A 21,937-nucleotide genomic window follows, 5' to 3' on the forward strand; every position below is an offset into this window, starting at 1 on the left:
GGCGCGCGTCAGTCCATCGACAAGAGCCAGGTCGCGCGGCTTGCCTAGAAAACGCCTGGCAGCAGCCGGTAACGCACGCGCTGGGCGAAGGCGACATAGGCCGGGTCTTGCATCAGCAGCCGCTCCTCGGCCAGCAGGCGGAAGATCTGGACCGTGAAGCTGGCGAGGTAGATGCCCAGATTCAACAGGTTGGGCGCCATCAGCAGGAAGCCGATGTGCACCATGACGTAGCCCAGATACATGGGATGACGCACCAGGCGATAAGGCCCTTCGATCTTCACGCCCCGATTGGCCGGCACCAGGCCGAAGCTGCGGCGCAGGATCAGCTTGGCGGCGAGCTGAGTTCCGGTCCCCCCAAACAGCAGCACGATACCGACCAGCGGCGGAACCAGGGGCGCACCGCCGCCCGGCTGCACCAGCAGCGGCCCCGCGGTGGCGCAGAAGGCCAGCAGCCAATCCAACGGGATGACGGACACGGAGTCCGACTTGCGCCGGATCATCACCAGCATGGCGCACAGGCCTTCGGAGAACACCACCAGGGCGTTGAACCACTGCCCGTCGTGGGTGATGGGGACATAGTTGATGATGGCCATCCGCGCGAACAGGACCATGAGGATCACCCGTTCGGCCACGTCGAGGCACGCCACCACCGTAGGCCGCGCCGAATGTCTCAGAGCCAGTTCGGCCATCTACAAGCCTCGACCTATCATCCCACGACGCCAAGCATGGGCGTGGAGGATCAAAGTCGCAGATAGCGGCTTATGAGCCGTTAAGGCCGGTCGCCGACGGCCCACATTCCCTCGCCGGACATGCGCGACGTTTGCACGCAACACCTCGGTGGCGGGACGGCTTGGCGCGCCCTGCAGGACTCGAACCTGCAACCGCTCGCTTAGAAGGCGAGTGCTCTATCCGGTTGAGCTAAGGGCGCGAAGGGTAAGCCTCAGTGGGTCCAGGGCTCGCGGCGCTGGAAGGCGAAGTTGTCGGCATAGGCCTTGATGATGTGGCTGCGGCGCTGCTCGGGGACCAGCTGGAAGTCGATCCCGTGGGCCTTGGCGTAGGCCACCGCCTCGTCGGAGGTCTCGAAGGTGATCCGCACCTGGGCGTTCATGTCGCTCGACGAGCTCCAGCCCATCAATGGATCGGGACGGCGCGCCGAGGCCCGTTCGAATTCCAGCACCCAATCCTTGGTTCGCGCCTTGCCCGACTGCATGGCCGTCTTGGAGGGGCGGAAGATGCGAGCGAGCATGGAGCTGACCTGTGGCCTCGTACCGGTTCATCGTCGTTGGTCGGGGCGACAGGATTCGAACCTGCGACCTGCTGCACCCAAAACAGCCGCGCTACCAGGCTGCGCTACGCCCCGACGTTACGTTGCAGACCTTTGCCACGCAGGGCCGCGCACCGCAACGGGCCGCGTCTATTCGCGAGGCCGATGGCGAACCAGCCTGATCTCGAACAGCTTTGGCCACAGCTTGCCGGTGACCAGCAGCCGATCGTGCGCCGCGTCGTAGGCGATGCCGTTCAGCACGTCGACCTCGCCATGGACGTCTTCGGGCTTGAGCAGGCCGTTCAGGTCGATCCAGCCCAGCACCACGCCTGTCTGCGGATCGATGCGCGCGATGCGGTTGGTCTGCCAGATGTTGGCGTAGATTTCGCCCTTCACCCACTCCAGCTCGTTCAGGTTCCGCACGGGCCGGCCTTCGTCGGTCACATGGATGCGCCCGGTTTCGGCCAGGGTGTCGGGGTCGAGGAAGCGGATGTCCGACGTACCGTCGCTCATGATCAGACGATGATCGTCGCGGGTAAGCGCCCAACCTTCGCCGGGATAGTGGAAGCTGGAGCGCGGCTCGAAGGTCTTGAGATCGTAGACGAAGCCGATCTGGGATTGCCACGTCAGCTCGATCAGCCGATCCTTCCAGGCGACGATCCCCTCGCCGAAATATTGGGCGGGAATCTGACGCTCCTGCAGCACCCGCCCCGTCTCCAGCTCCACCCGGCGGATGGTCGACTTCCCCTCCAGGCCCGTGCTCTCGTAGAGCTCGCCACCCTGGTAGAACAGACCCTCGGTGAAGGCGCCAGTGTCATGCGGATAGGCGTGTACGATGCGGAAACCGTAGACGGGGACTTCGGCGACGGCCGAATGGGAAAGGACGGACCCTGTCAGCAGCAGGGCGGCGACGGCGGCCCAAAACGTCCGAAACCTCATGTGCGTGAACCATCTCCGATGCGTGCACACAGGTGTAGGGCCTGAACGCCCCGGTTTGAAGCGCTCACGGCCCCGCTTGCGCCAAACCGTGCATCGATGGCGAAGTCCTAGAGGCTTGAACACTCCAGTTCGGCGACCACCAGGCCCTTGGGCCCTTCGGCGAAGCGCACCATGACGTCGTCGCCGGGTTGGAGATCCTCGATCCCGCAACGTCTCAAGGTCTCGATGTGGACGAAGATGTCGCCGGGGGAGCCTTCGCGCACCACGAAACCATAGCCCTTGGTGCGATTGAACCATTTCACCCGGGCGCGTTCCGGCGGGCCCGCAGGCGACAGGGCTGTCCGGGGGCTGCAACCTTCGTCCGTCCCTTCGTAATCCCGCTGACCATCCATGCGCGGACGCCGGGCGCCGCTGAAATCGTCGCGATCGCGGGCGCGTTCAGGCTTCGGGGGCGTCGGCGCCGCTGTGGACTCGTCCAGCTCGACGATCTGGCAGACCTGCCAACCCTTGGGCCGGCGCACCGCGTCGCATACGACGATCGACCCTTCCAGCGCGTGCTCGCGTCCCGTCTGACGCAGACTGGTGACGTGGAGCAGGACGTCCTTCAGATCGGTCTGGTTGGGATCGTCGGGCACGATGAAGCCGTAACCCTTGCCGGCGTCGAACCACTTGACCCGCCCAGAAATCCGCACCGCCTCATCAGGCGGACCGACCGACTCGAAATCGAACCCCGACATGACGCCCCTCTCGTCCGCGTAAATTTTTCTCTGCGGACACCCCGACGAAAATATATCACGGAAAGAAAATTCCGACGAAAGGGGGTTTGCGCGCAGATTCACCCTACAGCGCGAATAGGTCGCGGGGCCGAAGGACAGGATCGCCCCTACCGCCGCTCAGCAGGCCTTTTGCATCCCGCGGGCTGAGAATGTTCTGACCCGCCCCCGCGGCCTTAGCCGCGGATTCGGCTTGGCGCCGAGCCGGGCATTGCGCCTCCTGAGTCGGCACGACGCACGTGCAGACATCGTTTCTGGAAGGGATCGCAATCGCATTGGCGAAGGGGATAGAGAGCTTGCGCTTCCCGGAGGCCGGAGGCCTCGCCGGTATCTATTGCAAGCATATCCCGTGGTAGTCCCTAGGGGAGTCGAACCCCTCTTCCCAGAATGAAAATCTGGTGTCCTAACCGATAGACGAAGGGACCACGAACGGGAGGAGCCCTATAGCCCGTCTGCGTCGCGCCGCGCAAGCGGTCTGATCGAGGTTTTTTACGCTAAACGCCGCGGATCGGCGGCGTCCTCGATTTCAAGCTCGACGCCCTCCCGGCCGGACCAGTCGTCGGGCTTCAATCGACCGGCCACGTGCAGCGCGCCGTCGCCGGCCAACAGGCGCCGACCCAGGTCGGTGTCGCCCGAACGCCACGCCACTGCCCGAAGCTTGGTCCCGTTCGAATCGATCAGCGTGCAACGCACATGGCCGCCCTTCACCGCCATCGCACGCTCCACCCGCACGGAGGCCATGGCGAACATCGGCTCCGGATTGCCCGGCCCGAACGGCGTGAGCCGCTGGAACTCGGTCCACAGCGCGCGGTCGGCCCCGCTCGGCGAGACCAGGGCGTCGATATCCAAGGCGTCGGCGGCGAAGGCCGCGGCGCTCTCCACCGCCAACTGCTCCGACAGGAAGGCGCGAAACTCCGGGATCACGTCCGGCCGGATGGTCAGCCCCGCCGCCATGGCGTGGCCGCCGCCCGCCAGCAGCAGTCCCGCATCGAAGGCCGACTGGATCGCTGCGCCCAGGTTCACGCCCAGCTGCGAACGGCCGGAGCCCTTGCCGATGTTGGCCGCCTCGTCCAGGCCGATGACCACGACGGGCTTGCGATAACGCTCGCGCAGGCGGCTGGCGACGATGCCGACCACGCCCGGGTGCCACCCCAGCCCCGCCACCACCAGCACCGGCGCGTCGGGGTCGAGGTTTGAACGTTGTTCGATCCAGCGGACGGCTTCTTCCAGCGTGTCCTGCTCGACCTGCTTGCGGGTCACGTTCAGCGCGTCGAGTTCCTGCGCCAGCTCGCGCGCCAACACCGGATCGTCGGTGGAGAGCAGCCGGGCGCCCAGGTCCGAACGCCCGACGCGACCGCCGGCGTTGATGCGCGGTCCAAGCACGAAGCCGGCATGGAACACGCCCGCAGGCCCTTTGCCGCCCGCGACCTCCAGCAGGGCCTTAAGGCCCGGATTGCCCCAGGCCGACATCACCTTCAGCCCTTGCGAGGCCAGGGCGCGGTTGAAGCCCACCAGGGCGGTGACGTCGCAGATGGCGCCGAGCGCGGCGAGGTCCAGCCATTTACGTATGTCGGGTTCCTCGTGCGTCTCGAACAGGCCGACGGCGCGAGCGCGGCGGTTCAGCGCCGCCAGTAGGACGAAGGTGACCCCTGCCGCCGCCAGATTGCCCTGGCCGGAGCCGCAGTCAGGCCGGTTCGGGTTGACCAGGGCGGCGGCGGGCGGCGGCGTCCCGCGCATCAGGTGATGGTCGATCACCACCACATCCAGGCCAATCTGGGCGGCGGCCGTCAGCGCGTCGTGGGCGGCAGCCCCGCAGTCCACCGTGACCACCAGCTCGGCGCCCTGGTCCTTCAGGCGGCGGAAGGCGATGGGGCTCGGGCCATAGCCCTCGACCAAGCGGTCGGGCACATAGATCGGCAGCTCGCAACCAAGCGCCCGGAAATAGCGCACCAACAGGGCCGAGCTGGTCGCCCCATCGACGTCGTAATCGGCGAAGACCGCGCACGGCCGTCCCCTCGCGATGGCGTCGATCAGGATCTCGGCCGCCTTGTCCATGTCGGCGAAGGTCGACGGGTCGGGAAACAGTCCCTTCAGCGTCGGCGTCAGATAGCTTTCGCCGTCCACCTCCGCCACGCCGCGAGAGGCCAGGGCGCGGGCCAGGTATTCGCCGAGGCCGAGCTTCTGCTGGTGCGCGCGCACGATCCGCAGGTCCGCCGGCCGCTCGCGCCAAGCGCGTCCGGTCAGGGACCGCTCGACCCCGAGGAAGGCTATAGCGCCGGAGCCGTCAGCCACGCGGCCACTTTCCTTGATGGACGAGGCGATGGGTCAAGTCTGCGCCCTGCGATACGCACGGCGAAAACGCCGAGGCGCGATGATGCGCGGATTCTCAGTTTCGCGCGATGCGGATCGTGCGCGGCCGTTCGACCACCGAGTCCAGCGCCGCGATATGCTCGACCGCGTCCAGTATCGCCGCGTCGGAAGCCGGCTGGGTCGTCAGCACGATCGGCACCAAGCCGGTCGGGGCGACCGGGTGCTGCAGGAAGCTGTCGATGGAGACCGAGGCGCGCGCCAGGGCGTCGGTGACGTGGGCCAGCACGCCCGGCCGATCCCGCACGATCAGGCGCATGTAAATCCGCGAGGTCCGCCCCGCCCGGTCAGCGGCCGGCAACGGTTGGAGCTGCTCCGCCGCCCGCTGGAACACGGGCCGATCGATGCCCGCGACCACGTCGGCGATATCGGCCGCCACCGCCGTCGCGGTCGGTCCCGCGCCCGCGCCCGCGCCTTGCAGGAACAGCCGGCCAGTCTTGCGGCCCTCGATGAACAGGGCGTTGAGCGCCCCGCCCGCTCCGGCCAGGGGATGGTCCAGCGGCACCAGGGCCGGCGCCACCTGCACCGAGGCCCCGCCCTCGCCCCGTTCGGCCGAGGCGATCAGCTTGATGCGGAAACCGAGTTCCTTGGCGAGCTGGATATCGATCCGCTCCACCGCCTCGATCCCCTCCACCGAGGCGGCGGCGAAGTTGGGCGCGCCGTTGAAGGCGAGCGCGGCCAGGATGGCGATCTTGTGGGCGGCGTCGAACCCGCCCACGTCCATGGTCGGGTCGGCTTCCGCATAGCCGAGGCGCTGGGCGTCGGCCAGCACGTCGGCGAAGTCGCGGCCGCTCTCCTCCATCTGGGTGAGGATGTAGTTGCAGGTGCCGTTCAATATGCCCGCGACACTCAGGACCTCGTCGCCGACCAGCCCTTCGCGCAGCAGCTTGACCGCCGGCGCCCCGCCCATGACGGCGGCTTCGTACAACAGCGGCGCGCCCTTGCGCTCCGCCAGCCGCGCCAGCTCAAGGCCGTGGTGGGCGATCAGGGCCTTGTTGGCGGTGACCACCGCCTTGCCCGCGTTCAACGCCGCCTCGACCGCCGCCTTGGCCGGCCCATCGGAGCCGCCGATCAGCTCGACGAAGATGTCAACGCCCGGCGCGGTCGCCAGCGCCACGGGATCGTCGAACCACGGATAGGCCGATATGTCCGCCGCCCGAGGCAGGGAACGCGAACGCGCGGAGACGCCGGCCACCTCGATGCGGACGCCCGAAGGCGCATAGTCCGGAGTGGTGCTCAACAGGTCCAGCAGGCCTTGGCCCACGGTGCCCAGACCAGCCAGGCCGATGCGGCGCACATTCGGCGGGGTCATGAACAGCGCTCCACCAGGGGATCGGCCAGGGGCCGCGGCATCGGCGGGATATCTTTGTCGATCAAAGGCTCCGACGCGGTCGTCTCATCCTGCATCGCGACGACGGGCGTGCTCGTCACCACCGTCGTTTGGGCGGCGGCTTGGGCCGGAGCCGCCGGCGGGGTGCGTGGGTGCACAGGCGCTGCGGCGTGAGGCGCCGGAGCGGCCGAGGCTGCGGGTTGCTGGGGCGGCAAGGCCATGCTCGCCGTCGGCGCCGGTCCTGAGCCCAACGCCGCCGGAGGCGCGGCGAAGGCGCGCAGACGCTCGGCGAGCGCCTCGCTGCGCGCGGCGGAGTCGGGCGGCGGCACGTCGGCCGGATTGACCCGCGCGATCTCGCGCTGATCGCCGGCATAGGCTTCGCCGCCTCGGGTCAGCGGCGGATGGGCGGCGGCGTAGCCGTAGATCGCACGACGGCAGCCCACCAGCTTGACCACGCCCTGCTTCACCATGGGCGCGCTCGGGATGTTCTTCGGCGGCGGCGGCACATCGCGCAGCCTCGGCCGTGCATAGGTGCGCGCGGATGCAACGGTGACGGCGGCCGCCACCGGCGATTCGGGATTGACCGGCGGCAACCAGACAGCCTGGCGCACGTCCGCGCAGCCCCCGACGCCCACGAGCGTTGACATGAGCAGGAGAAGGCCGGCGAAGCTCGTGGCCGGTCGCACGCTGAGTGTTCTGATAGGGGCGTTCATCCCGTCACGGCTCTTATGCGATGATGGAGACATAGAAAAGGATGGGGTCGAAATGAGCGAGACCACCGACGCCGCACCCCGCGCCGAATCTTCCAAGACACCCGGAGCCGAGCCCGCCTCCGGCCAGGGCCGCGAATCCGCGTCGGCGTTCGGATTCGACCTGCTCACCCCCGAGCAGAAGGCCGCCATCGAGCAGCTTTCGCTCAACCTCGCCAAGGCGGCGATGACTGTGCAGTCGGCGATCTCCTCGGCCGCCCTGCGCCAGGGCGAAGGCCAGGCGCCCGACATGGACCCGCTCCACGTCGCTCCGGCCCTCACCGAGGTGGTGCAACAGCTCGCGGCCGATCCTCAGAAACTGCTCCGAGCCCAGGCCGACCTGTTCGACCGCTACATGGACCTGTGGCGCACGGCCTCCGCGCGCGCCGCCGGCGAACCGGCCGCCCCCATCGTGGCCTCCCAGAAGATCGACAAGCGCTTCAGCGCCCCGGAGTGGACCGAGAACCCGATCTTCGACGTGATGAAGCAGTCCTACCTCGTCACCTCGTCCTGGCTGAACGACCTGGTGGCGAGCGTCGAGGGCGTGGACCCGATGACCAAGCGGCGGGTGGCGTTCTTCACCCGGCAACTGACCGACGCCTTCTCGCCGTCCAACTACCTGATCTCCAATCCCGTCGCCCTGAAGCAGCTGATGCAGTCCCAAGGCGAAAGCCTGGTCAAGGGCGCCGAGCAGTTCGCCAGAGACCTGGCCCGCGGCGGCGGCAAGCTGTCGATCAGCCAGACCGATCTCGCCCGCTTCAAGGTCGGCGAGAACATCGCCACCGCGCCGGGCAAGGTGGTGTTCCAGAACGAGCTGTTCCAGCTGCTGCAGTTCTCGCCCACCACCGAGCAGGTGCATCACATCCCGCTGCTGATCTTTCCACCCTGGATCAACAAGTACTACATCCTGGACCTTCGGCCTGAGAACTCGATGATCCGCTGGCTGACCAGCCAGGGCTTCACGGTGTTCCTGACCTCCTGGGTCAATCCGGATACGGAGCTCGCCGGCAAGACGCTTGAGAACTACGTGTTCGAGGGTGCCTACACCGCCGTCGCCCAGGTCATGACCCAGTGCGACACGCCCTACGTCAACACCGTGGGTTATTGCATCGGCGGCACCATGCTGGCCTGCGCCCTAGCCCACATGGCCACCCGCGAAGTCGAGGCGGTCAGCTCGGCCACCTTCTTCGCCGCCCAGCAGGACTTCACCGAGGCCGGCGACCTGCTGCTGTTCACCGACGAGGTATGGCTGCAGGACCTGGAGAAGCGCATGGACGCGGCGGGGGGCGTGCTGCCCGGCTCGGCCATGACCGGCGCCTTCAACATGCTGCGCTCCAACGACCTGATCTGGTCGTTCTTCGTCAACAACTACCTGCTGGGCAAGGAGCCCACGGCCTTCGACCTGCTGTTCTGGAACGCCGACCAGACGCGGATGCCCAAGGCCCTGCACCTCAGCTACCTGCGCCAGTTCTACCAGGCCAACCTGCTGGCGCTGGGCCAGCTCGAACTCGCGGGTGCGACGCTGAACCTGAAGGACGTGAAGACGCCCGTCTATGTGCAGTCCTCGCGCGAGGACCACATCGCGCCTCTGCGCTCGGTATACCGGGGGGCCAAGCTGTTCGGCGGTCCCGTGACCTTCACCCTGGCGGGGTCCGGCCACATCGCCGGCGTAATCAACCACCCCGACGCCAACAAGTACCAGCACTGGACCAATCCGGAGCTGCCGGGCACGGTCGAGGCGTGGATGGCGGACGCGGTGGAGGCGAAGGGCTCATGGTGGCCGCATTGGGCCGCATGGCTGGCCGAGCGTTCCGGGCCGATGGTTCCCGCGCGCGATCCCTCCACCGGCCCGCTGACGCCGATCGAGGATGCGCCGGGCAGCTATGTCAGGGTGCGGTCGGACACGGTTTAGCGGGCCAGGGCCTTCACCTCGCCATGACGGAAGCAGGTCGTCAGGTGATCGTTCACCACGCCCGTCGCCTGCATCCAGGCGTAGACGATCACCGGCCCCACGAACTTGAAGCCCCGCGCCTTCAGGGCTTTGGAGATGGTGTGCGATAGCGGCGTGTCGGTCTGCACATCTTCCCTGCCCTTACAGGCGTTCTGGATCGGTCGCCCGTCGACGAAGTCCCAGACGAACTGCGAGAAATCCATTCCCGCCTCACGCATGTCGAGGAAGGCGCGCGCGCCGCCGATAGTCGCTTCTATCTTGGCGCGGGAACGGACGATGCCCGTGTCGCCCAGCAACCGCGCCACCTCCGCCTCGCCGAAACGAGCGACGACCTCAGGCTCGAAGCCGGCGAAGGCGGATCGGAACGCCTCGCGCTTGCGCAGGATGGTGATCCAGGCGAGCCCCGCCTGGAACCCATCCAGCATCAGCTTTTCCCACAAGGCGCGGCTGTCGTATTCGGGCACGCCCCATTCCTGGTCGTGATAGGCGCAATACAGCGGATCGCTCCCGGCCCAGGTGCAACGGACGACGGGGTGTTCGGACGACATCGGCGCACCTGGCGAAGCGTGGACGGAAAGCGCGAAGCGCCGCCCGCAATATGCTGCAACGCGCGGGCCTTTCCACGAACAAAGCGAACTGGCATTCCCCGATGGGCGACGGCGCGACAAGTCTCGCCGCCGACGCGCTGCTGACCTATACGTCACCCTAGCGATGAACACCGAGATCAATCGGTTGGGAGGAAAGATGGAACGGGTCTGGACGCGGTCGTATCCGCCGGGCGCTTCGGCCGAAATCGATCCGGACGCCTTTCCCAATATTCCCGCCATGGTCGATGCGGCCGTGAAGAAATTCGGGGACGCGCCGGCGGTGACCTGCTTCGGCTCGTCCCTGTCGTTTCGCCAACTCGACAAGCTGGCCGACGACTTCGCCAGCTTCCTGGTCAACCACTGCAAGCTGAAGCCAGGGGTGCGGGTGGCGATCATGTCGCCCAACCTGCAACAGTTCCCTGTCGCGCTGGTCGGCCTGCTGCGCGCCGGCCTGATCGCGGTGAACGTCAACCCGCTCTACACGACTCCCGAGGTCGCCTTCCAACTCAGCGACGCGGGCGTGGAGGCGATCCTGGTCTGCGACAGCACCAGCGCGGCCCTGGCCGCAGCCCTGCCCAAGACCGTCGTCAAGCACGTGATCGTGACCGGCGTCGGCGACCTGCTGCCTGCGCCCAAGCGCTGGATTTTCAACCTGGTGGCCAAGCGCAAGGCCGGCAAGATGCACGCCGCCATCCCCGGCGCGATCCCGTTCCGCAAGGCCCTGGCGATCGGCCGGCGGCGGTCGTTCACCTCTCCGGAGCTGAGCGGCGAGGACCTGGCCTTCCTACAGTACACCGGCGGCACGACGGGCCGATCCAAGGGCGCGATGCTGACCCACCGCAACCTGGTGGCCAACATCCTGCAGTCGATCCCCTTCATGCAGTGCGGCGTGGAGCCGCCAACCAAGGCGGGCGATGTCGCGGTCACGCCGCTGCCGCTCTATCATGTCTACGCCCTGGGAGCCTTCTTCGGCTTCCTGTCTCTGGGGATGAACAACGTCTTGATCGCCAATCCGCGCGACCTGGACGACCTGATAAAGACAATCGCACCGCTGAAGATGCGGTTGTTCATCGGCATCAACACGCTGTTCAACGCGATGATGCACCATCCGAAGTTCGACACCATCGACTTCAGCCAGCTGCGTTTCACCATCGCCGGGGGCGCCGCGACCGAAACCGCGGTGGCGAAACGCTGGGAGGAAATGACCGGCAACCCGATCCTGAGCGGTTACGGGCTCAGCGAGACATCGCCGGTGCTGAGCGTGACGCCTGCGCTGATGAAGCCCGCCTTCACCGGCGCCTCGGGCCTGCCGGTGCCGTCGCTTGACCTGAAGTTCCTCGACGACGAAGGCCACGAGGTCGCGTCGGGGGAGGTCGGCGAGATTTGCGTGCGCGGCCCCAACATCATGCACGGCTACTGGAACCAGCCGGAGGAAACCGCCCTGGCCCTCGACGCGGACGGCTGGTTCAAGACCGGCGACATCGGCAAGCTGGACCCCGACGGGCGGCTGCGGATCGTGGACCGGAAGAAGGATATGATCCTGGTGTCGGGCTTCAACGTCTATCCCAACGAGGTGGAGGACGTGCTGGCCCACAATCCCGGCGTCGCCGAAGCCGCGGTGATCGGCCAGCCGAGCGAGCATTCCGGCGAAAGCGTGCTGGCGGTGGTGGTGCGCAAGGACCCGAACCTGACCGAGGCGATGCTGATCGCCTACGCCCGCGAGCGGCTCGCCGCCTACAAGACGCCCAAGGCCGTCAAGTTCGTCGACAGCCTGCCCAAGAGCAATATCGGTAAGGTGCTGCGCCGACAGCTGCGCGACACAATACTGAAGGATCGGGCTCCGGCGAAGTAGGCGACTTCACCTCCCCCACGAAACGGGGGAGGTGAAATCCGAATAAACGCGCTATATTTTCTTGGCGATGGTGAAGCCCAGCACCAGGAACAGCAGGCAAACCACGACGAACAAGAAGAACAAGATTTTGGCGATACCTGCGGCGGCCCCGGCGATACCCCCGAAACCCAACGCGCCGGCGATCACGGCTACGATCGCGAAGATAATGGCCCATTTCAGCATTGTCGTCCCTCCAGTTTCATCTGGAAGACCCAACGCCTCACCTCGCCGCCTGTTCCTGCAAAGCTGGATTCGGCCTGCCGCCGCCCTCTAGACGCGAGCGCCGTCAGACCCGGAACCTGTACTCCCGTCCCGCCTCGCGCTCGATGTCGGGCGGAAAGCTCGCACGCTTGTCGGCATAGTACTGGGCGCGATGGTCGCCGTCGGCGGCGAGATTGTAGGTCAGATACAGGATGCGACGCTGCTGGTCGGTCAGGTTCGGCTTGGAGGCGTGCGGCGCATAACTGTCGAAGAACAGCACATCGCCAGGCTCGGTCTCCACGGGGATTAGCTTAAAGGCGGCCATCTCGTCAGCGGTCAACGGGACCCATTCCTGGCCGATCAGGCCGGCGTAGCGGGGCGCATCACTCATCTCCAGACAGCCGTTCTCCACCGTCGCCCGGTCGATGCAGACCAGGGCGGTGACGAACATGGCGGCATAGGTCGACCAGCCCGCCTGCTGATCCTGATGCGGATCGAAGCCTGCGCCGCCGGCCATCTTGAAGTTGATCTTCTCCTTGAACAGCACGGCAGGGCCGCCCATCAACTGCTCGACCGCCGCCGGCAACCGGCCGCCCCGCACGACGCCATCGAAGCCCGCATGATAAGGGCAGAAGTTTTCGATCCGCTGGATCACCTTGCGTTCGGCGTCGAGCAGGCTCTTCTCGTAATAGACCATGTGCTCGCCGGGGACCTCCGGCATGGCCACCACCGCATCGCTCCAGCGGCCGATCTCGGCGGCCTCTTCGGCGGTGAACAGACCCTTGGCCGCCAGCCAGCCGGTGCGGGCGTAGTGCTCCAGATCCTGCGGCCCGAGAGGGCCGTCGCGGGTGTCGGGGGCGGATTGGGTGGGCGTGATCGCGTTCATGACACCAGCTGCGGCAGGATCTCGAAGCGGGCGCGCGCGACGTCCTCCTCGAAGTCGATTTCGGTCCAGGGCAGGTCGCTGACGTCCACCGCGCCGAATCGATTCGGTTCGGCCAGCATCAAGTCCCGGATCGCCTCTTCGTATTCCACGTCGAGGCGGCCCGTATCCACATAGTGATCGCATCGATCCGCCAGCTCGGCGGCGGTCTGAGCCGAGAAGCGGAAGAAGCCGACCGATTCGCCATGCCAGTCGTGGGCGTGCTCCGGCTGTTTGCGGAAATCCACGATCCGGTCGCGACCGTCCGCTCCCTTGCGGAAGCACAACTTTACGGGCTCGTCGCCCGGTTCGAGGTGACGATCCACCAGCAAGGTGTTCTCAGCCGCGCCCTGTCCGAGTCGCGCGATCATCCGGGCGTCGCAAAGCACATCGCCGTCCATCAGCAGGATGTCCCCGCCCGCCCGCAGAAGCTCGCCCTGCACCTGCAGCGAGACTAGGCTGCCGTTGCGGAACCGTGGATTGGTGAGAAAACTGAGTTCGATTCGCGGGTGGAGTTTCGCCACCGCGCGCTGAATCGTTTCTGCTTCGAAACCCACTGTCATAGCGACGCGCCTTACGCCGCAAGCGGTCAGGTTGGAAAGGTGTCGCTCCAGCAACGAAACGCCGTCAAACTCCAGCAGAACCTTGGGGCCGGCGTGGCTGTCCCCCAGCCGCCGGCCCACGCCCGCGGCCAGGATCAACGCCGTGCAGTCCGACAACGGTGACAATTTCATTACGTCCTGTTTGCGCTGGTGTGACGATAGGCATATCTCATCGCCGAAATGGGGCGCGTGACGATTTTGTGGCGCCCTTTAGACTAGAGTGGCGCACTTGGAAACCAGCTCTGCGGCCCGAGCGGCCTCCCACCCCTTCTTCACCGCCGCCAACGCGGTCGCCCACCCCTCGCCCCGCACGACGAGCCGCTTCTCGGCCCTGCGACAGCAGATGCTGTCGCCTGCGCTCTGCCTGCTGATGGAGGCCCACAGCGGCATCTCGGCCAAGATCGTCGAGGAGGCCGGATTCGGGGGCATCTGGGCCTCGGGCCTGTCGATCTCCGCCAGCCTCGGCCTGCGCGATTCCAACGAGGCGTCCTGGACCCAGGTGCTGGACGTGCTCGAATACATGAGCGACGCCACCACCCTGCCGATCCTGGTGGACGGCGACACCGGCTACGGCAACTTCAACAACGTCCGCCGCCTGGTGAAGAAGCTGTGTGAGCGCCAGATCGCCGGCGTCTGCATCGAAGACAAGCTGTTCCCCAAGACCAACTCCTTCATCGGCGAGGCTCAACCGCTGGCCGATGTCGATGAGTTCTGCGGGCGCATCAAGGCTGGCAAGGACAGCCAGCTCGACGACGACTTCACCCTGGTGGCGCGGGTCGAGGCGCTGATCTCGGGCCGGGGCATGGAGGAGGCGCTTCGCCGGGCCGAGGCCTACCACGCGGCCGGCGCCGACGCGATCCTGATCCATTCCAAGCAGAACACCGCCAATGAGATCTTCGAGTTCATGGAGCGCTGGGGGAACCGCGCGCCGGTCGTGATCGTGCCGACCATGTACTACGCCACGCCGACCGAGCTGTTCCGCCAGGCGGGCATCTCGACGGTGATCTGGGCCAACCACCTGATGCGCGCCTCCATCGCCTCCATGCGCGAGACGGCGCGCCGTATCCACGACGACCAGTCCCTGGTCGAGGTCGAGGGTCGGGTCGCCAGCGTGAAGGACATCTTCCGCCTGGTCGGCAACCAGGAGCTGGAGGACGCCGAGCGCCGCTACCTGCCCGACAAGGCCAAGGCGCGCGCCGTGGTCCTGGCCGCCGCCTCCGGCGACCTGGGCGAACTGACCCGCGACAAGCCCAAATGCATGATCGACATCCGTGGCGAGACCCTGCTGCAACGCCTGGTCGGCGTGCTGAACGGCAGCGGCGTGCGCGAGGTCGCCGTGGTGCGCGGCGACCGTAAGGACGCGGTGTTCGCCAAGGGCGCGACCATGGTCGACAACGACCGTTTCGCCGAGACCGGCGAGGTCTATTCCCTGGCCCAGGCCCGCGCCACGCTGGAGGGCGAGACGGTGCTGGCCTACGGCGACGTGCTGTTCCGCAGCTTCATCCTCGAAAGCCTAATGGGGTCCAGCGCCGACATCGTGCTGGCGGTGGACGCACGCAGCCATTCCGGGGCGGAGAAGCCCCGCGTGCGCGACCTGGTGTCGGCGGACCACGCCTATTCGGGCGACTATCTGGACGACGCCCACGCCCACCTGTTCCGCATGGACGCCGCTCTCTCGCCCAATCAGACCACCGGCGAATGGATGGGTCTCGCCCGCTTCAGCGCGCTCGGCGCGCAATGGCTGCGCGAAGAACTGGACGTGCTCGAGGCCGAGGGTGGGTTGGAGACGGCGGATATGCCGGCCCTGTTCACCCGCTTGGCCGCCAAGCATCCGGTGCGCGTGAAGTACTTCAGCGGCCACTGGATGGACGTCGACACCCTCACCGACGTAGCCGACGCCCGCAATTTCACCTGAGGGACGGGATTAAGTTCCCGTTCCGGAGCATCGTCCTGAAACTGCGTGCTTCGAGACGCGGCTCGCGCCGCTCCTCCACAATGGGCGTCTCGAAGGACGCACGAAACCACATCGCGACGAATATCCCCCGCACTCCAACTTGCGCTAGACCCCGCCCATGATCACCGCCGACGCCTTCATCTCGCAAGCCACCCGCTCGGGCTTCGACTTCTACACCGGCGTGCCGTGCAGCTACCTGACGCCGCTGATCAACGGGGTGCTGTCGGATCGCGCGCTGCGCTATGTGGGCGCCGCCAGCGAGGGCGAGGCGGTGGCGATCGCGGCGGGCGCTTGGCTGGCCGGGCGGCGCACCGTTGTCATGTGCCAGAACTCCGGGCTGGGTAACGCGGTCAACCCGCTGACCTCGCTGAACGCCCCGTTCCAGATCCCCACCCTGTTCATCACCACCTGGCGCGGCCGTCCCGGCGAGCCCGACGAGCCCCAGCACGAGATCATGGGCCAAATCACCCAGGACCTGATCTCGCTGATGCAGCTCGAACAGGGCGAGTTCCCCAACGCGCCGGACTTGATCGCCCCCGCCTTCGCCAAGGCGACGGAGCGAATGGAGGCGACGCACCTCCCCTACGCCTGGGTGATGAAGAAGGGCGACGTCGCCGACACCGATCTGGACCAAACCCCTCTCGGCCCTCGCGAAGCCGGCCTGCGCGAGAACTTCGCCACCGGCGGCGACCGTCCGACCCGCGCGGCGGTGCTCGAACGCTTCCTGGCCCTGACCGATGAAGCGACCGCCGTGGTCGCCACCACCGGCAAGTGCGGGCGCGAGTTGTTCACCTTGGCCGACCGGCCCCAGCATATCTACCAGGTCGGCTCGATGGGCGGCGCCACCGGCATGGCGCTGGGCGTGGCTTTGAACACCCCAAAACGCACTGTGGTGCTGGACGGCGACGGCGCGGCGCTGATGAAGCTCGGGACCTTCGCCACCGTGGGCGCCTACGCCCCGAAGAACCTGATCCACATCCTGCTGGACAACGGCGTGCACGACTCCACCGGCGGCCAGGCCACCGTCTCGCCCTTCGTGGACTTCGCCGGTGTGGCGCTCGCCTGCGGCTATCGCTGGGCCGGAACCTGCGATGGGCTGGACGGGTTCGAGGCGGCGTGGCGCGCGGCGAACGCGGCCGGCGGCCCGGCCCTGATCCACGCCCGCATCGCGCCCGGATCGATGGGCAAGCTCGGCCGCCCGACGGTGAAGCCGTCAGAGGTGGCGCGGCGCTTCAAAGCCTTCCTGGCGTCGTGAGCGAAGAGATGACCGACAGCCCGATCCTGCTCACCCCCGGTCCGCTGACCACGCACCCGGCCACGCGACAGGCCATGCTGCGCGACTGGGGTTCGCGGGACAAAGCCTTCATCGCCCTGACCGCGGAGCTACGCACCCGTCTTCTGGCCGTGGCCAATGGACAGGCGACCCACGCGGCGATCCCGCTCCAGGGCAGCGGCACCTTCATCGTCGAAGCCGCCATCTCGACCCTGGTGCGCAAGACCGACCGGTTGTTGGTGCTGATCAACGGCGCCTATGGTGAGCGCATCCTGGCCATCGCCCAGCGCCATGGCCTGGACGCCGTCGCCCTGCGCGCGCCGGAGGACCAGGCGATCGACCCGGCGCGGGTGGACGCGACGCTCGCCGCCGACCCGGCCATCACCCACGTCGCCCTGGTCCACTGCGAAACCACCACTGGCCTGCTCAACCCGCTTGAGTCGATCGCAGGCGTCGTCGCCCACCACGGCAAACCGCTGATCCTGGACGCCATGTCCAGCTTCGGCGCGCTCCCCCTTGATCTGGCGGCGACGCCGGTCTGCGCGGTGCTGGCCTCCAGCAACAAGTGCCTGGAGGGCGTGCCCGGCCTGGGCTTCGCGCTGATCGCCCACGACGCCTTGGCCGCGGCCAAGGGAGTCAGCCCGTCGATGAGTTTCGACCTGCACGCCCAGCACCAGGGGTTCGAAGCCAACGGCCAATGGCGCTTCACCCCGCCGGTGCAGGTGGTCGCCGCCCTGGTGGAAGCCCTGCGCGCCCTGGAAAGCGAAGGCGGGCCCACCGCACGCCTCGCCCGCTACCAGGACAACCTGCGCACCCTGGCCGAGGGCATGACCCGGCTGGGCTTTCCGCTCTATCTCGACCCCGCGATCCAGGCGCCGATCATCGCCACCTTCCGCCCGTCTCCCGCGCGTCCGTTCGAGTTCGAGGCCTTTTACGACGGCTTGGCCGAGCGCGGCTTCCTGATCTATCCGGGCAAGCTCACACGTGAGGACAGCTTCCGCATCGGCTGCATCGGCGATCTCCACCGCGCCGATTTCGAGCGGCTGCTGGCGGCTGTGGAGCAGGTTCTGGCGCGCGAGCCGGCCTAGCCGCGCTCAACGCCCCCGGCGGATCAGCGCCCGAACGCCCACGATCAGCGCCACCACCGGCGTCACCGTTCCGCCGATCGCCACCACCGCCGGCGCGATCCCAAACCAGATCATGAATGGGATCAGCAGCATGGCGTCGTCCGGATCGACCAGCACCCGGCCGTTGGCGCTGACCCCCTTGGCGCTCGCCACCTTGGCGACATTAAGCAGATAGAACAGCACAACGATGCTGACGCCCGCCAGGGCGCCCAGCACTATACCCGCCGGTCCCATCACACCCCGAAGCCCGACGCCCAGGCCCAGGAAGGCGACGATATTGCCAATGCAGTCGCTGATCAGGTCGTAGCGGTAGCCGCCCACGCTGCTCAGTCCGGTCTGGCGCGCGAGCTCCCCGTCCGCCCGGTCCAGCAGCAGCGACAACAGCAGCGCCCCCGCCCCCGTCGCCATCCAGACCACCCCGCCGGCGGCGAAAGCCCCCGCCGCGCCCAAGGCCGCGAACAGCCGCAGCGTGGTGACCTGATTCGGCGTCACCCCCGTACGCGCGACAACGCGAACCGGCGGGCGGATCAATCGGTGGAGGAGGGTGTCGTGACTCACGGCGCTTAAGTCGTATGGCCAAGCCGGGTTGTCGAGGACCGGATCAGTGGACTTGCGCCAAGTGCGTCTTCGCGGGCACAAGGGTGTGCTCCGCCCCAGCTGTTCGTGGAACTGGATCGACCGTGAAGCCGTCCCTGATCGCCCGTATCGTGGCGACGAGCTGCCGCCTCGCGCTTGTCGTGGTCCCACTCGGCCTGGTCCTGGCCGTCGCGGGCGCGATGTTCGCCGCCCAGCACTTCGCCATGTCCACCGACACCGCGGGCCTGATCTCGCCCAAGCTGAAGTGGCGCCAGGACGGGGCCATGCTGGACAAGGCCTTCCCACAGAACAGCGACCTGACCGCCGTGGTGATCGACGGCGCCACGCCCGAGTTGGCCGAGCAGGCCGCCGACCGCCTGTTCCCGGCCCTGCTCCAGCGCCACGACCTGTTCCACGGCGTGCGCCGGCCCAATGGCGGCCCCTTCTTCCAGAAGAACGGCCTGCTGCTGCTGCCCCTGAAAGAGGTGCAATCCACCGTCAACCAGCTGCTGTCCGCCCAGGCCTTCCTCGGACCGCTCGCCGCCGATCCCACCGTGCGGGGGGTGATGAACGCGCTCGACACCGCCTTGGTCGGCGTCCAGCACGGTCAGGCCAAGCTGTCGGACCTGGACAAGCCGATGAAGGGATTGGCCGACTCCCTGGAGAAGACCGCCGCCGGCCAGCCGGCCTATTTCTCCTGGGAGGCGCTGTTCGCCAACGGCCCGCACGCCGCCGGCGCGCGCCAGTTCATCCTGGTCCAGCCCGTGCTCGATTACGGCTCGCTGGAGCCCGGCTCCAAGTCCAGCGACGCCATCCACCAGATCGCCAGGGACCTGAAACTGGACGCGGCGCACGGCGTGCAGGTCCGGCTGACCGGCTCGGTGCCCCTGAACGACGAGCAGCTCTCCTCGCTGAAGCAGCGCGCCCTGCTGATGACCTCGGTGATGCTGGGCTCGATGGTGCTGATGCTGTGGCTGGCGGTGAAGTCGGTGCGGATGATCGTCGCCATCCTGGGGACGACCTTTGTCGGCCTGATCCTCACGGCGGCCGTGGGCTTGGCGATCATCGGCCGGTTCAACCTGATCTCGGTGGCCTTCATCCCGCTGTTCGTGGGACTGGGCGTGGACTTCGGCATCCAGTTCAGTGTCCGCTACCGGGCCGAACGGCGGACCCACCCCAATCTCAAGGACGCGCTGGTCGCGGCCGGCGACGGGGTCGGCGGATCGCTGGCCCTGGCGGCGGCGGCCATCGCGCTGGCCTTCTTCGCCTTCCTGCCCACCAGCTATTCCGGCGTATCCGAACTCGGCGTGATCGCCGGCGGCGGCATGGTGATCGCCTTCGTGCTGGCGGTGACCTTCCTGCCGGCCCTGCTGATGCTGCTCAAGCCCAAGGGCGAGACCGCGGATGTCGGCATCGCCGCGCTGGGGCCGCTGGACGACTACCTGATCGAGAAGCGCAAGCGCGTGCTGACCATCTTCGGCGGCGTGGCGGTGGTGTGCGTGGTCCTGCTGGCCTTCGTGCGCTTCGACTTCAACCCGCTGCACCTGCAGAATCCGCACGGCGAGGCGATGGCCACCGTCTACGATCTGATGAAGGACCCGGAGCAGACGCCCAACACCATCGACATCCTGGCCCCGTCCCTCCCCGCCGCCCAGGCCCTGTCGCAGCGGCTGTCCAAGCTGCCCGAAGTGTCCCAGGTGCTGACGCTCGACACCTTCATCCCCTCGGACCAGACCGACAAGCTGGCGGCGCTGAGCGACGCCTCGCTGTTGCTGGACCCGACGCTCAACCCCTTCACGGTGCAGTCGGCTCCCGCCGACGCCGACATCGTGCAGAGCCTGAACCATACGGCCCAGGACCTCGACGCCGCCGCCAAGACCACCACCGGCGCATCCGCCGGCGACGCGCGTCGGCTGGCCACCGCGCTGCGCAAGATCGCCGCCGGCTCGCCCGGCTTACGCGATCAGGCCACGGCGACGCTGATCCCGCCGCTGCAGGTGCTGCTCAACCAACTTCGAAGTCTGCTCCAGGCCCAGACCATCACCCGCGCCTCGCTGCCGCCGGAGCTGGTGCGCGACTGGCTCGCGCCCGACGGCCGCGCCCGGATCTCGGTGTTCCCGACCGGCGATTCCAACGACAACAAGGTGCTGGCCCGATTCTCCAAGGCCGTGCGCGCCATCGCACCCGACGCCACCGGCACCCCGATCACGATCCAGGAGGCGGGCCGCACCATCTACACCGCCTTCATGCAGGCGGGCGTGCTGTCGTTCATCGTCATCACCCTGCTGCTGGCCGTGGTGCTGCGGCGGATACGCGACGTGATGCTGACCATGGCCCCGATCGTGCTGACGGGCCTGCTGACGCTGGGGACCTGCGTGCTGATCGGCCAGCCGCTGAACTTCGCCAATATCATCGCCTTCCCGCTGCTGTTCGGCATCGGGGTGGCGTTCAACATCTATTTCGTGATCGCCTGGCGCAACGGCGAGACCAACCTACTGCGCTCCAGCCTGGCGCGTGCGGTGCTGTTCAGCGCTCTCACCACCGGCGCCTCGTTCGGCAGCCTGATCATCTCCACCCACCCCGGCACGGCGGGGATCGGCGAGTTGCTGATGATCGCGCTCGGCTGGACCCTGGTGACGGCCCTGGTGTTCGAGCCGGCCCTGCTCGGCCACCCGCCGACGGAGACCCGGCGCGCGGCGACCTGAGAAGCGGGCCTCATCCCGAGACGCGCATGGCGCGTCTCGGGACCGCATAATCCCTATTGCTGCGCGATAGGCAGGGTCAACTTCAGCCCCGCGCCGTTGCGGACCTCGACCCGCTGCATCACCACGACGCCGGTGTCGGCGGCGGCGGGCGCCTTCGCCTTCGGCACGGCCCGGGCGATAATAAAGAAGCCGCCGTCGGGCAGGTGATCGAACACGAAGCTGTTGCGTGCATCGCAGGCGGCCGTGCGGACGAATCGGCCGTAGTCCACGCCCGGCCGCGCGGCGTCGCGGGACTTGACCACTTCCACCGGGACGACTGCGTGATCATCCGACTCGTAAAGCGACCGCATGCGCGCGGCCGAGTAGCGGGTGCGCGGGATCAGGGCGATGGTCTGACCCGAGCAGCTCCAAAGCGCGCCGCTGGCCGCGTGGTACTGCACGCGCGCGATCACTGCGTTCGATCCCACGGCGGACGACCAGGCGAACTCGTTGGCGTCGAAGCCCAGGGGCGCGAACGGACGCGGCTGCAGCGAGGGCGGCGGCCCCATGGATGATGGCGATGGTCCGCTCATCTGCGGGGTCTCGCAGCCTGCGACAAGCGCGGTCGCGGTGGCGGCCAGGGCCAGGCCAAGGATGCGACGCATGGGTTCTCCTCCGTCTTTGGCGAGACTTCAGCCATGCGTCCGCCTGTCGCGCAAGCCATGAGACGCCTTTCTTGCGTCGCCA

The 21,937-nt window shown here is 67.5% G+C and carries 19 protein-coding genes and 3 tRNA genes; 6 read left to right on the plus strand and 16 right to left on the minus strand.

Features of this window, described 5'->3' with window-relative positions; all coding sequences use genetic code 11:
- Positions 1 to 44: 44 nt before the first annotated feature.
- The 10 genes from GSQ87_RS08560 to GSQ87_RS08605 all read right to left on the minus strand — a co-directional run bounded on the left by GSQ87_RS08560 (position 45) and on the right by GSQ87_RS08605 (position 7,386).
- Positions 45 to 689 carry an isoprenylcysteine carboxylmethyltransferase family protein gene (locus tag GSQ87_RS08560; protein WP_158915072.1) on the minus strand — a complete coding sequence of 215 codons (645 nt, stop codon included), beginning with the start codon at positions 687 to 689 and terminating at the stop codon, positions 45 to 47.
- Between the two features lie 162 nt (positions 690 to 851).
- Positions 852 to 928 (minus strand) — tRNA-Arg (locus GSQ87_RS08565).
- 12 nt (positions 929 to 940) lie between these two features.
- Positions 941 to 1,246, minus strand: a complete 306-nt coding sequence (locus GSQ87_RS08570; RefSeq protein WP_158915073.1) for an ETC complex I subunit — start codon at positions 1,244 to 1,246, stop codon at positions 941 to 943.
- A gap of 37 nt (positions 1,247 to 1,283) precedes the next feature.
- A tRNA-Pro gene (locus GSQ87_RS08575) sits at positions 1,284 to 1,360 on the minus strand.
- A gap of 54 nt (positions 1,361 to 1,414) precedes the next feature.
- Positions 1,415 to 2,203, minus strand: a complete 789-nt coding sequence (locus GSQ87_RS08580) for a glutaminyl-peptide cyclotransferase (protein ID WP_158915074.1) — start codon at positions 2,201 to 2,203, stop codon at positions 1,415 to 1,417.
- Positions 2,204 to 2,310: 107 nt separating this feature from the next.
- Positions 2,311 to 2,940, minus strand: a complete 630-nt coding sequence (locus tag GSQ87_RS08585) for a cold-shock protein (RefSeq protein ID WP_158915075.1) — start codon at positions 2,938 to 2,940, stop codon at positions 2,311 to 2,313.
- 386 nt (positions 2,941 to 3,326) lie between these two features.
- Positions 3,327 to 3,401: transfer RNA gene (locus GSQ87_RS08590), tRNA-Glu, on the minus strand.
- Positions 3,402 to 3,465: 64 nt separating this feature from the next.
- Positions 3,466 to 5,268, minus strand: a complete 1,803-nt coding sequence (gene recJ, locus GSQ87_RS08595; RefSeq protein WP_158915076.1) for a single-stranded-DNA-specific exonuclease RecJ — start codon at positions 5,266 to 5,268, stop codon at positions 3,466 to 3,468.
- A 94-nt stretch (positions 5,269 to 5,362) separates the two neighbouring features.
- Entirely contained in the window at positions 5,363 to 6,655 is a 1,293-nt protein-coding gene (locus tag GSQ87_RS08600; RefSeq protein WP_158915077.1) for a homoserine dehydrogenase, read from the minus strand.
- Positions 6,652 to 7,386: a hypothetical protein gene (locus GSQ87_RS08605; protein WP_158915078.1), complete on the minus strand. Its 735-nt coding sequence runs from the start codon at positions 7,384 to 7,386 to the stop codon at positions 6,652 to 6,654. The genes GSQ87_RS08600 and GSQ87_RS08605 overlap by 4 nt, the downstream gene beginning before the upstream one ends.
- A 52-nt stretch (positions 7,387 to 7,438) precedes the next feature.
- On the opposite strand from GSQ87_RS08605, the gene phaC reads away from it, so the two are divergent.
- Positions 7,439 to 9,334, plus strand: coding sequence for a class I poly(R)-hydroxyalkanoic acid synthase (phaC, locus tag GSQ87_RS08610; RefSeq protein ID WP_158915079.1), 1,896 nt, complete (start codon positions 7,439 to 7,441; stop codon positions 9,332 to 9,334).
- On the opposite strand, the gene GSQ87_RS08615 is transcribed toward phaC, so the two are convergent.
- Positions 9,331 to 9,921 carry a DNA-3-methyladenine glycosylase I gene (locus tag GSQ87_RS08615; protein ID WP_158915080.1) on the minus strand — a complete coding sequence of 197 codons (591 nt, stop codon included), beginning with the start codon at positions 9,919 to 9,921 and terminating at the stop codon, positions 9,331 to 9,333. The two genes, phaC and GSQ87_RS08615, sit on opposite strands and share 4 nt — an antisense overlap.
- Before the next feature lie 196 nt (positions 9,922 to 10,117).
- Between GSQ87_RS08615 and GSQ87_RS08620 the strand changes: the two genes are divergently transcribed.
- On the plus strand, positions 10,118 to 11,812 hold the full coding sequence (locus GSQ87_RS08620) for an AMP-binding protein (RefSeq protein WP_158915081.1): 1,695 nt from the start codon (positions 10,118 to 10,120) through the stop codon (positions 11,810 to 11,812).
- 51 nt (positions 11,813 to 11,863) lie between these two features.
- Here GSQ87_RS08620 and GSQ87_RS08625 read toward each other — a convergent pair whose 3' ends face one another.
- The 3 genes from GSQ87_RS08625 to GSQ87_RS08635 all read right to left on the minus strand — a co-directional run bounded on the left by GSQ87_RS08625 (position 11,864) and on the right by GSQ87_RS08635 (position 13,675).
- Entirely contained in the window at positions 11,864 to 12,034 is a 171-nt protein-coding gene (locus tag GSQ87_RS08625) for a DUF1328 family protein (protein WP_158915082.1), read from the minus strand.
- Between the two features lie 103 nt (positions 12,035 to 12,137).
- The gene (locus tag GSQ87_RS08630; protein ID WP_158915083.1) at positions 12,138 to 12,938 is read right to left on the minus strand and encodes a phytanoyl-CoA dioxygenase family protein; all 801 of its coding nucleotides are present in this window, start codon (positions 12,936 to 12,938) and stop codon (positions 12,138 to 12,140) included.
- Entirely contained in the window at positions 12,935 to 13,675 is a 741-nt protein-coding gene (locus GSQ87_RS08635) for an NTP transferase domain-containing protein (protein WP_216839142.1), read from the minus strand. Before GSQ87_RS08635 ends, GSQ87_RS08630 begins: the two co-directional genes overlap by 4 nt.
- A gap of 130 nt (positions 13,676 to 13,805) precedes the next feature.
- On the opposite strand from GSQ87_RS08635, the gene aepX reads away from it, so the two are divergent.
- The 3 genes from aepX (at position 13,806) to GSQ87_RS08650 (ending at position 17,891) form a co-directional block, all read left to right on the plus strand.
- A complete protein-coding gene (aepX, locus tag GSQ87_RS08640) occupies positions 13,806 to 15,491 on the plus strand; it encodes a phosphoenolpyruvate mutase (protein WP_216839144.1) in 1,686 nt (561 codons plus the stop codon).
- A 157-nt stretch (positions 15,492 to 15,648) separates the two neighbouring features.
- Entirely contained in the window at positions 15,649 to 16,785 is a 1,137-nt protein-coding gene (aepY, locus tag GSQ87_RS08645) for a phosphonopyruvate decarboxylase (protein WP_158915085.1), read from the plus strand.
- A gap of 8 nt (positions 16,786 to 16,793) precedes the next feature.
- Complete coding sequence (locus GSQ87_RS08650; protein ID WP_158915086.1) at positions 16,794 to 17,891, plus strand: 2-aminoethylphosphonate--pyruvate transaminase; 1,098 nt, start codon at positions 16,794 to 16,796, stop codon at positions 17,889 to 17,891.
- Positions 17,892 to 17,897: 6 nt separating this feature from the next.
- Here the strand turns inward: GSQ87_RS08650 and GSQ87_RS08655 are convergent, their stop codons facing one another.
- Positions 17,898 to 18,488 (minus strand): CDP-alcohol phosphatidyltransferase family protein, encoded by a 591-nt coding sequence (locus GSQ87_RS08655; RefSeq protein WP_158915087.1) that lies wholly within the window; start codon positions 18,486 to 18,488, stop codon positions 17,898 to 17,900.
- Between the two features lie 122 nt (positions 18,489 to 18,610).
- Here GSQ87_RS08655 and GSQ87_RS08660 point away from each other — a divergent pair, with 122 nt between their 5' ends.
- A complete protein-coding gene (locus GSQ87_RS08660) occupies positions 18,611 to 21,211 on the plus strand; it encodes an MMPL family transporter (RefSeq protein WP_158915088.1) in 2,601 nt (866 codons plus the stop codon).
- A 53-nt stretch (positions 21,212 to 21,264) separates the two neighbouring features.
- Here GSQ87_RS08660 and GSQ87_RS08665 read toward each other — a convergent pair whose 3' ends face one another.
- Positions 21,265 to 21,855: a hypothetical protein gene (locus GSQ87_RS08665; protein WP_158915089.1), complete on the minus strand. Its 591-nt coding sequence runs from the start codon at positions 21,853 to 21,855 to the stop codon at positions 21,265 to 21,267.
- Between the last annotated feature and the right edge of the window lie 82 nt (positions 21,856 to 21,937).

The sequence above is a fragment of the Caulobacter sp. S45 genome (genome assembly GCF_009765965.1).
Taxonomy (GTDB): domain Bacteria; phylum Pseudomonadota; class Alphaproteobacteria; order Caulobacterales; family Caulobacteraceae; genus CAHJWH01.

Excerpts from the sequence above, each read along its gene's own strand:
- GSQ87_RS08560 (WP_158915072.1), bottom strand. The coding sequence starts at position 689 with ATGGCCGAACTGGCTCTGAGACATTCGGCGCGGCCTACGGTGGTGGCG.
- GSQ87_RS08570 (WP_158915073.1), bottom strand. The coding sequence starts at position 1,246 with ATGCTCGCTCGCATCTTCCGCCCCTCCAAGACGGCCATGCAGTCGGGC.
- GSQ87_RS08580 (WP_158915074.1), bottom strand. The coding sequence starts at position 2,203 with ATGAGGTTTCGGACGTTTTGGGCCGCCGTCGCCGCCCTGCTGCTGACA.
- GSQ87_RS08585 (WP_158915075.1), bottom strand. The coding sequence starts at position 2,940 with ATGTCGGGGTTCGATTTCGAGTCGGTCGGTCCGCCTGATGAGGCGGTG.
- GSQ87_RS08600 (WP_158915077.1), bottom strand. The coding sequence starts at position 6,655 with ATGACCCCGCCGAATGTGCGCCGCATCGGCCTGGCTGGTCTGGGCACC.
- GSQ87_RS08605 (WP_158915078.1), bottom strand. The coding sequence starts at position 7,386 with ATGAACGCCCCTATCAGAACACTCAGCGTGCGACCGGCCACGAGCTTC.
- phaC (WP_158915079.1), top strand. The coding sequence starts at position 7,439 with ATGAGCGAGACCACCGACGCCGCACCCCGCGCCGAATCTTCCAAGACA.
- GSQ87_RS08615 (WP_158915080.1), bottom strand. The coding sequence starts at position 9,921 with ATGTCGTCCGAACACCCCGTCGTCCGTTGCACCTGGGCCGGGAGCGAT.
- GSQ87_RS08620 (WP_158915081.1), top strand. The coding sequence starts at position 10,118 with ATGGAACGGGTCTGGACGCGGTCGTATCCGCCGGGCGCTTCGGCCGAA.
- GSQ87_RS08625 (WP_158915082.1), bottom strand. The coding sequence starts at position 12,034 with ATGCTGAAATGGGCCATTATCTTCGCGATCGTAGCCGTGATCGCCGGC.
- GSQ87_RS08630 (WP_158915083.1), bottom strand. The coding sequence starts at position 12,938 with ATGAACGCGATCACGCCCACCCAATCCGCCCCCGACACCCGCGACGGC.
- aepY (WP_158915085.1), top strand. The coding sequence starts at position 15,649 with ATGATCACCGCCGACGCCTTCATCTCGCAAGCCACCCGCTCGGGCTTC.
- GSQ87_RS08650 (WP_158915086.1), top strand. The coding sequence starts at position 16,794 with ATGACCGACAGCCCGATCCTGCTCACCCCCGGTCCGCTGACCACGCAC.
- GSQ87_RS08665 (WP_158915089.1), bottom strand. The coding sequence starts at position 21,855 with ATGCGTCGCATCCTTGGCCTGGCCCTGGCCGCCACCGCGACCGCGCTT.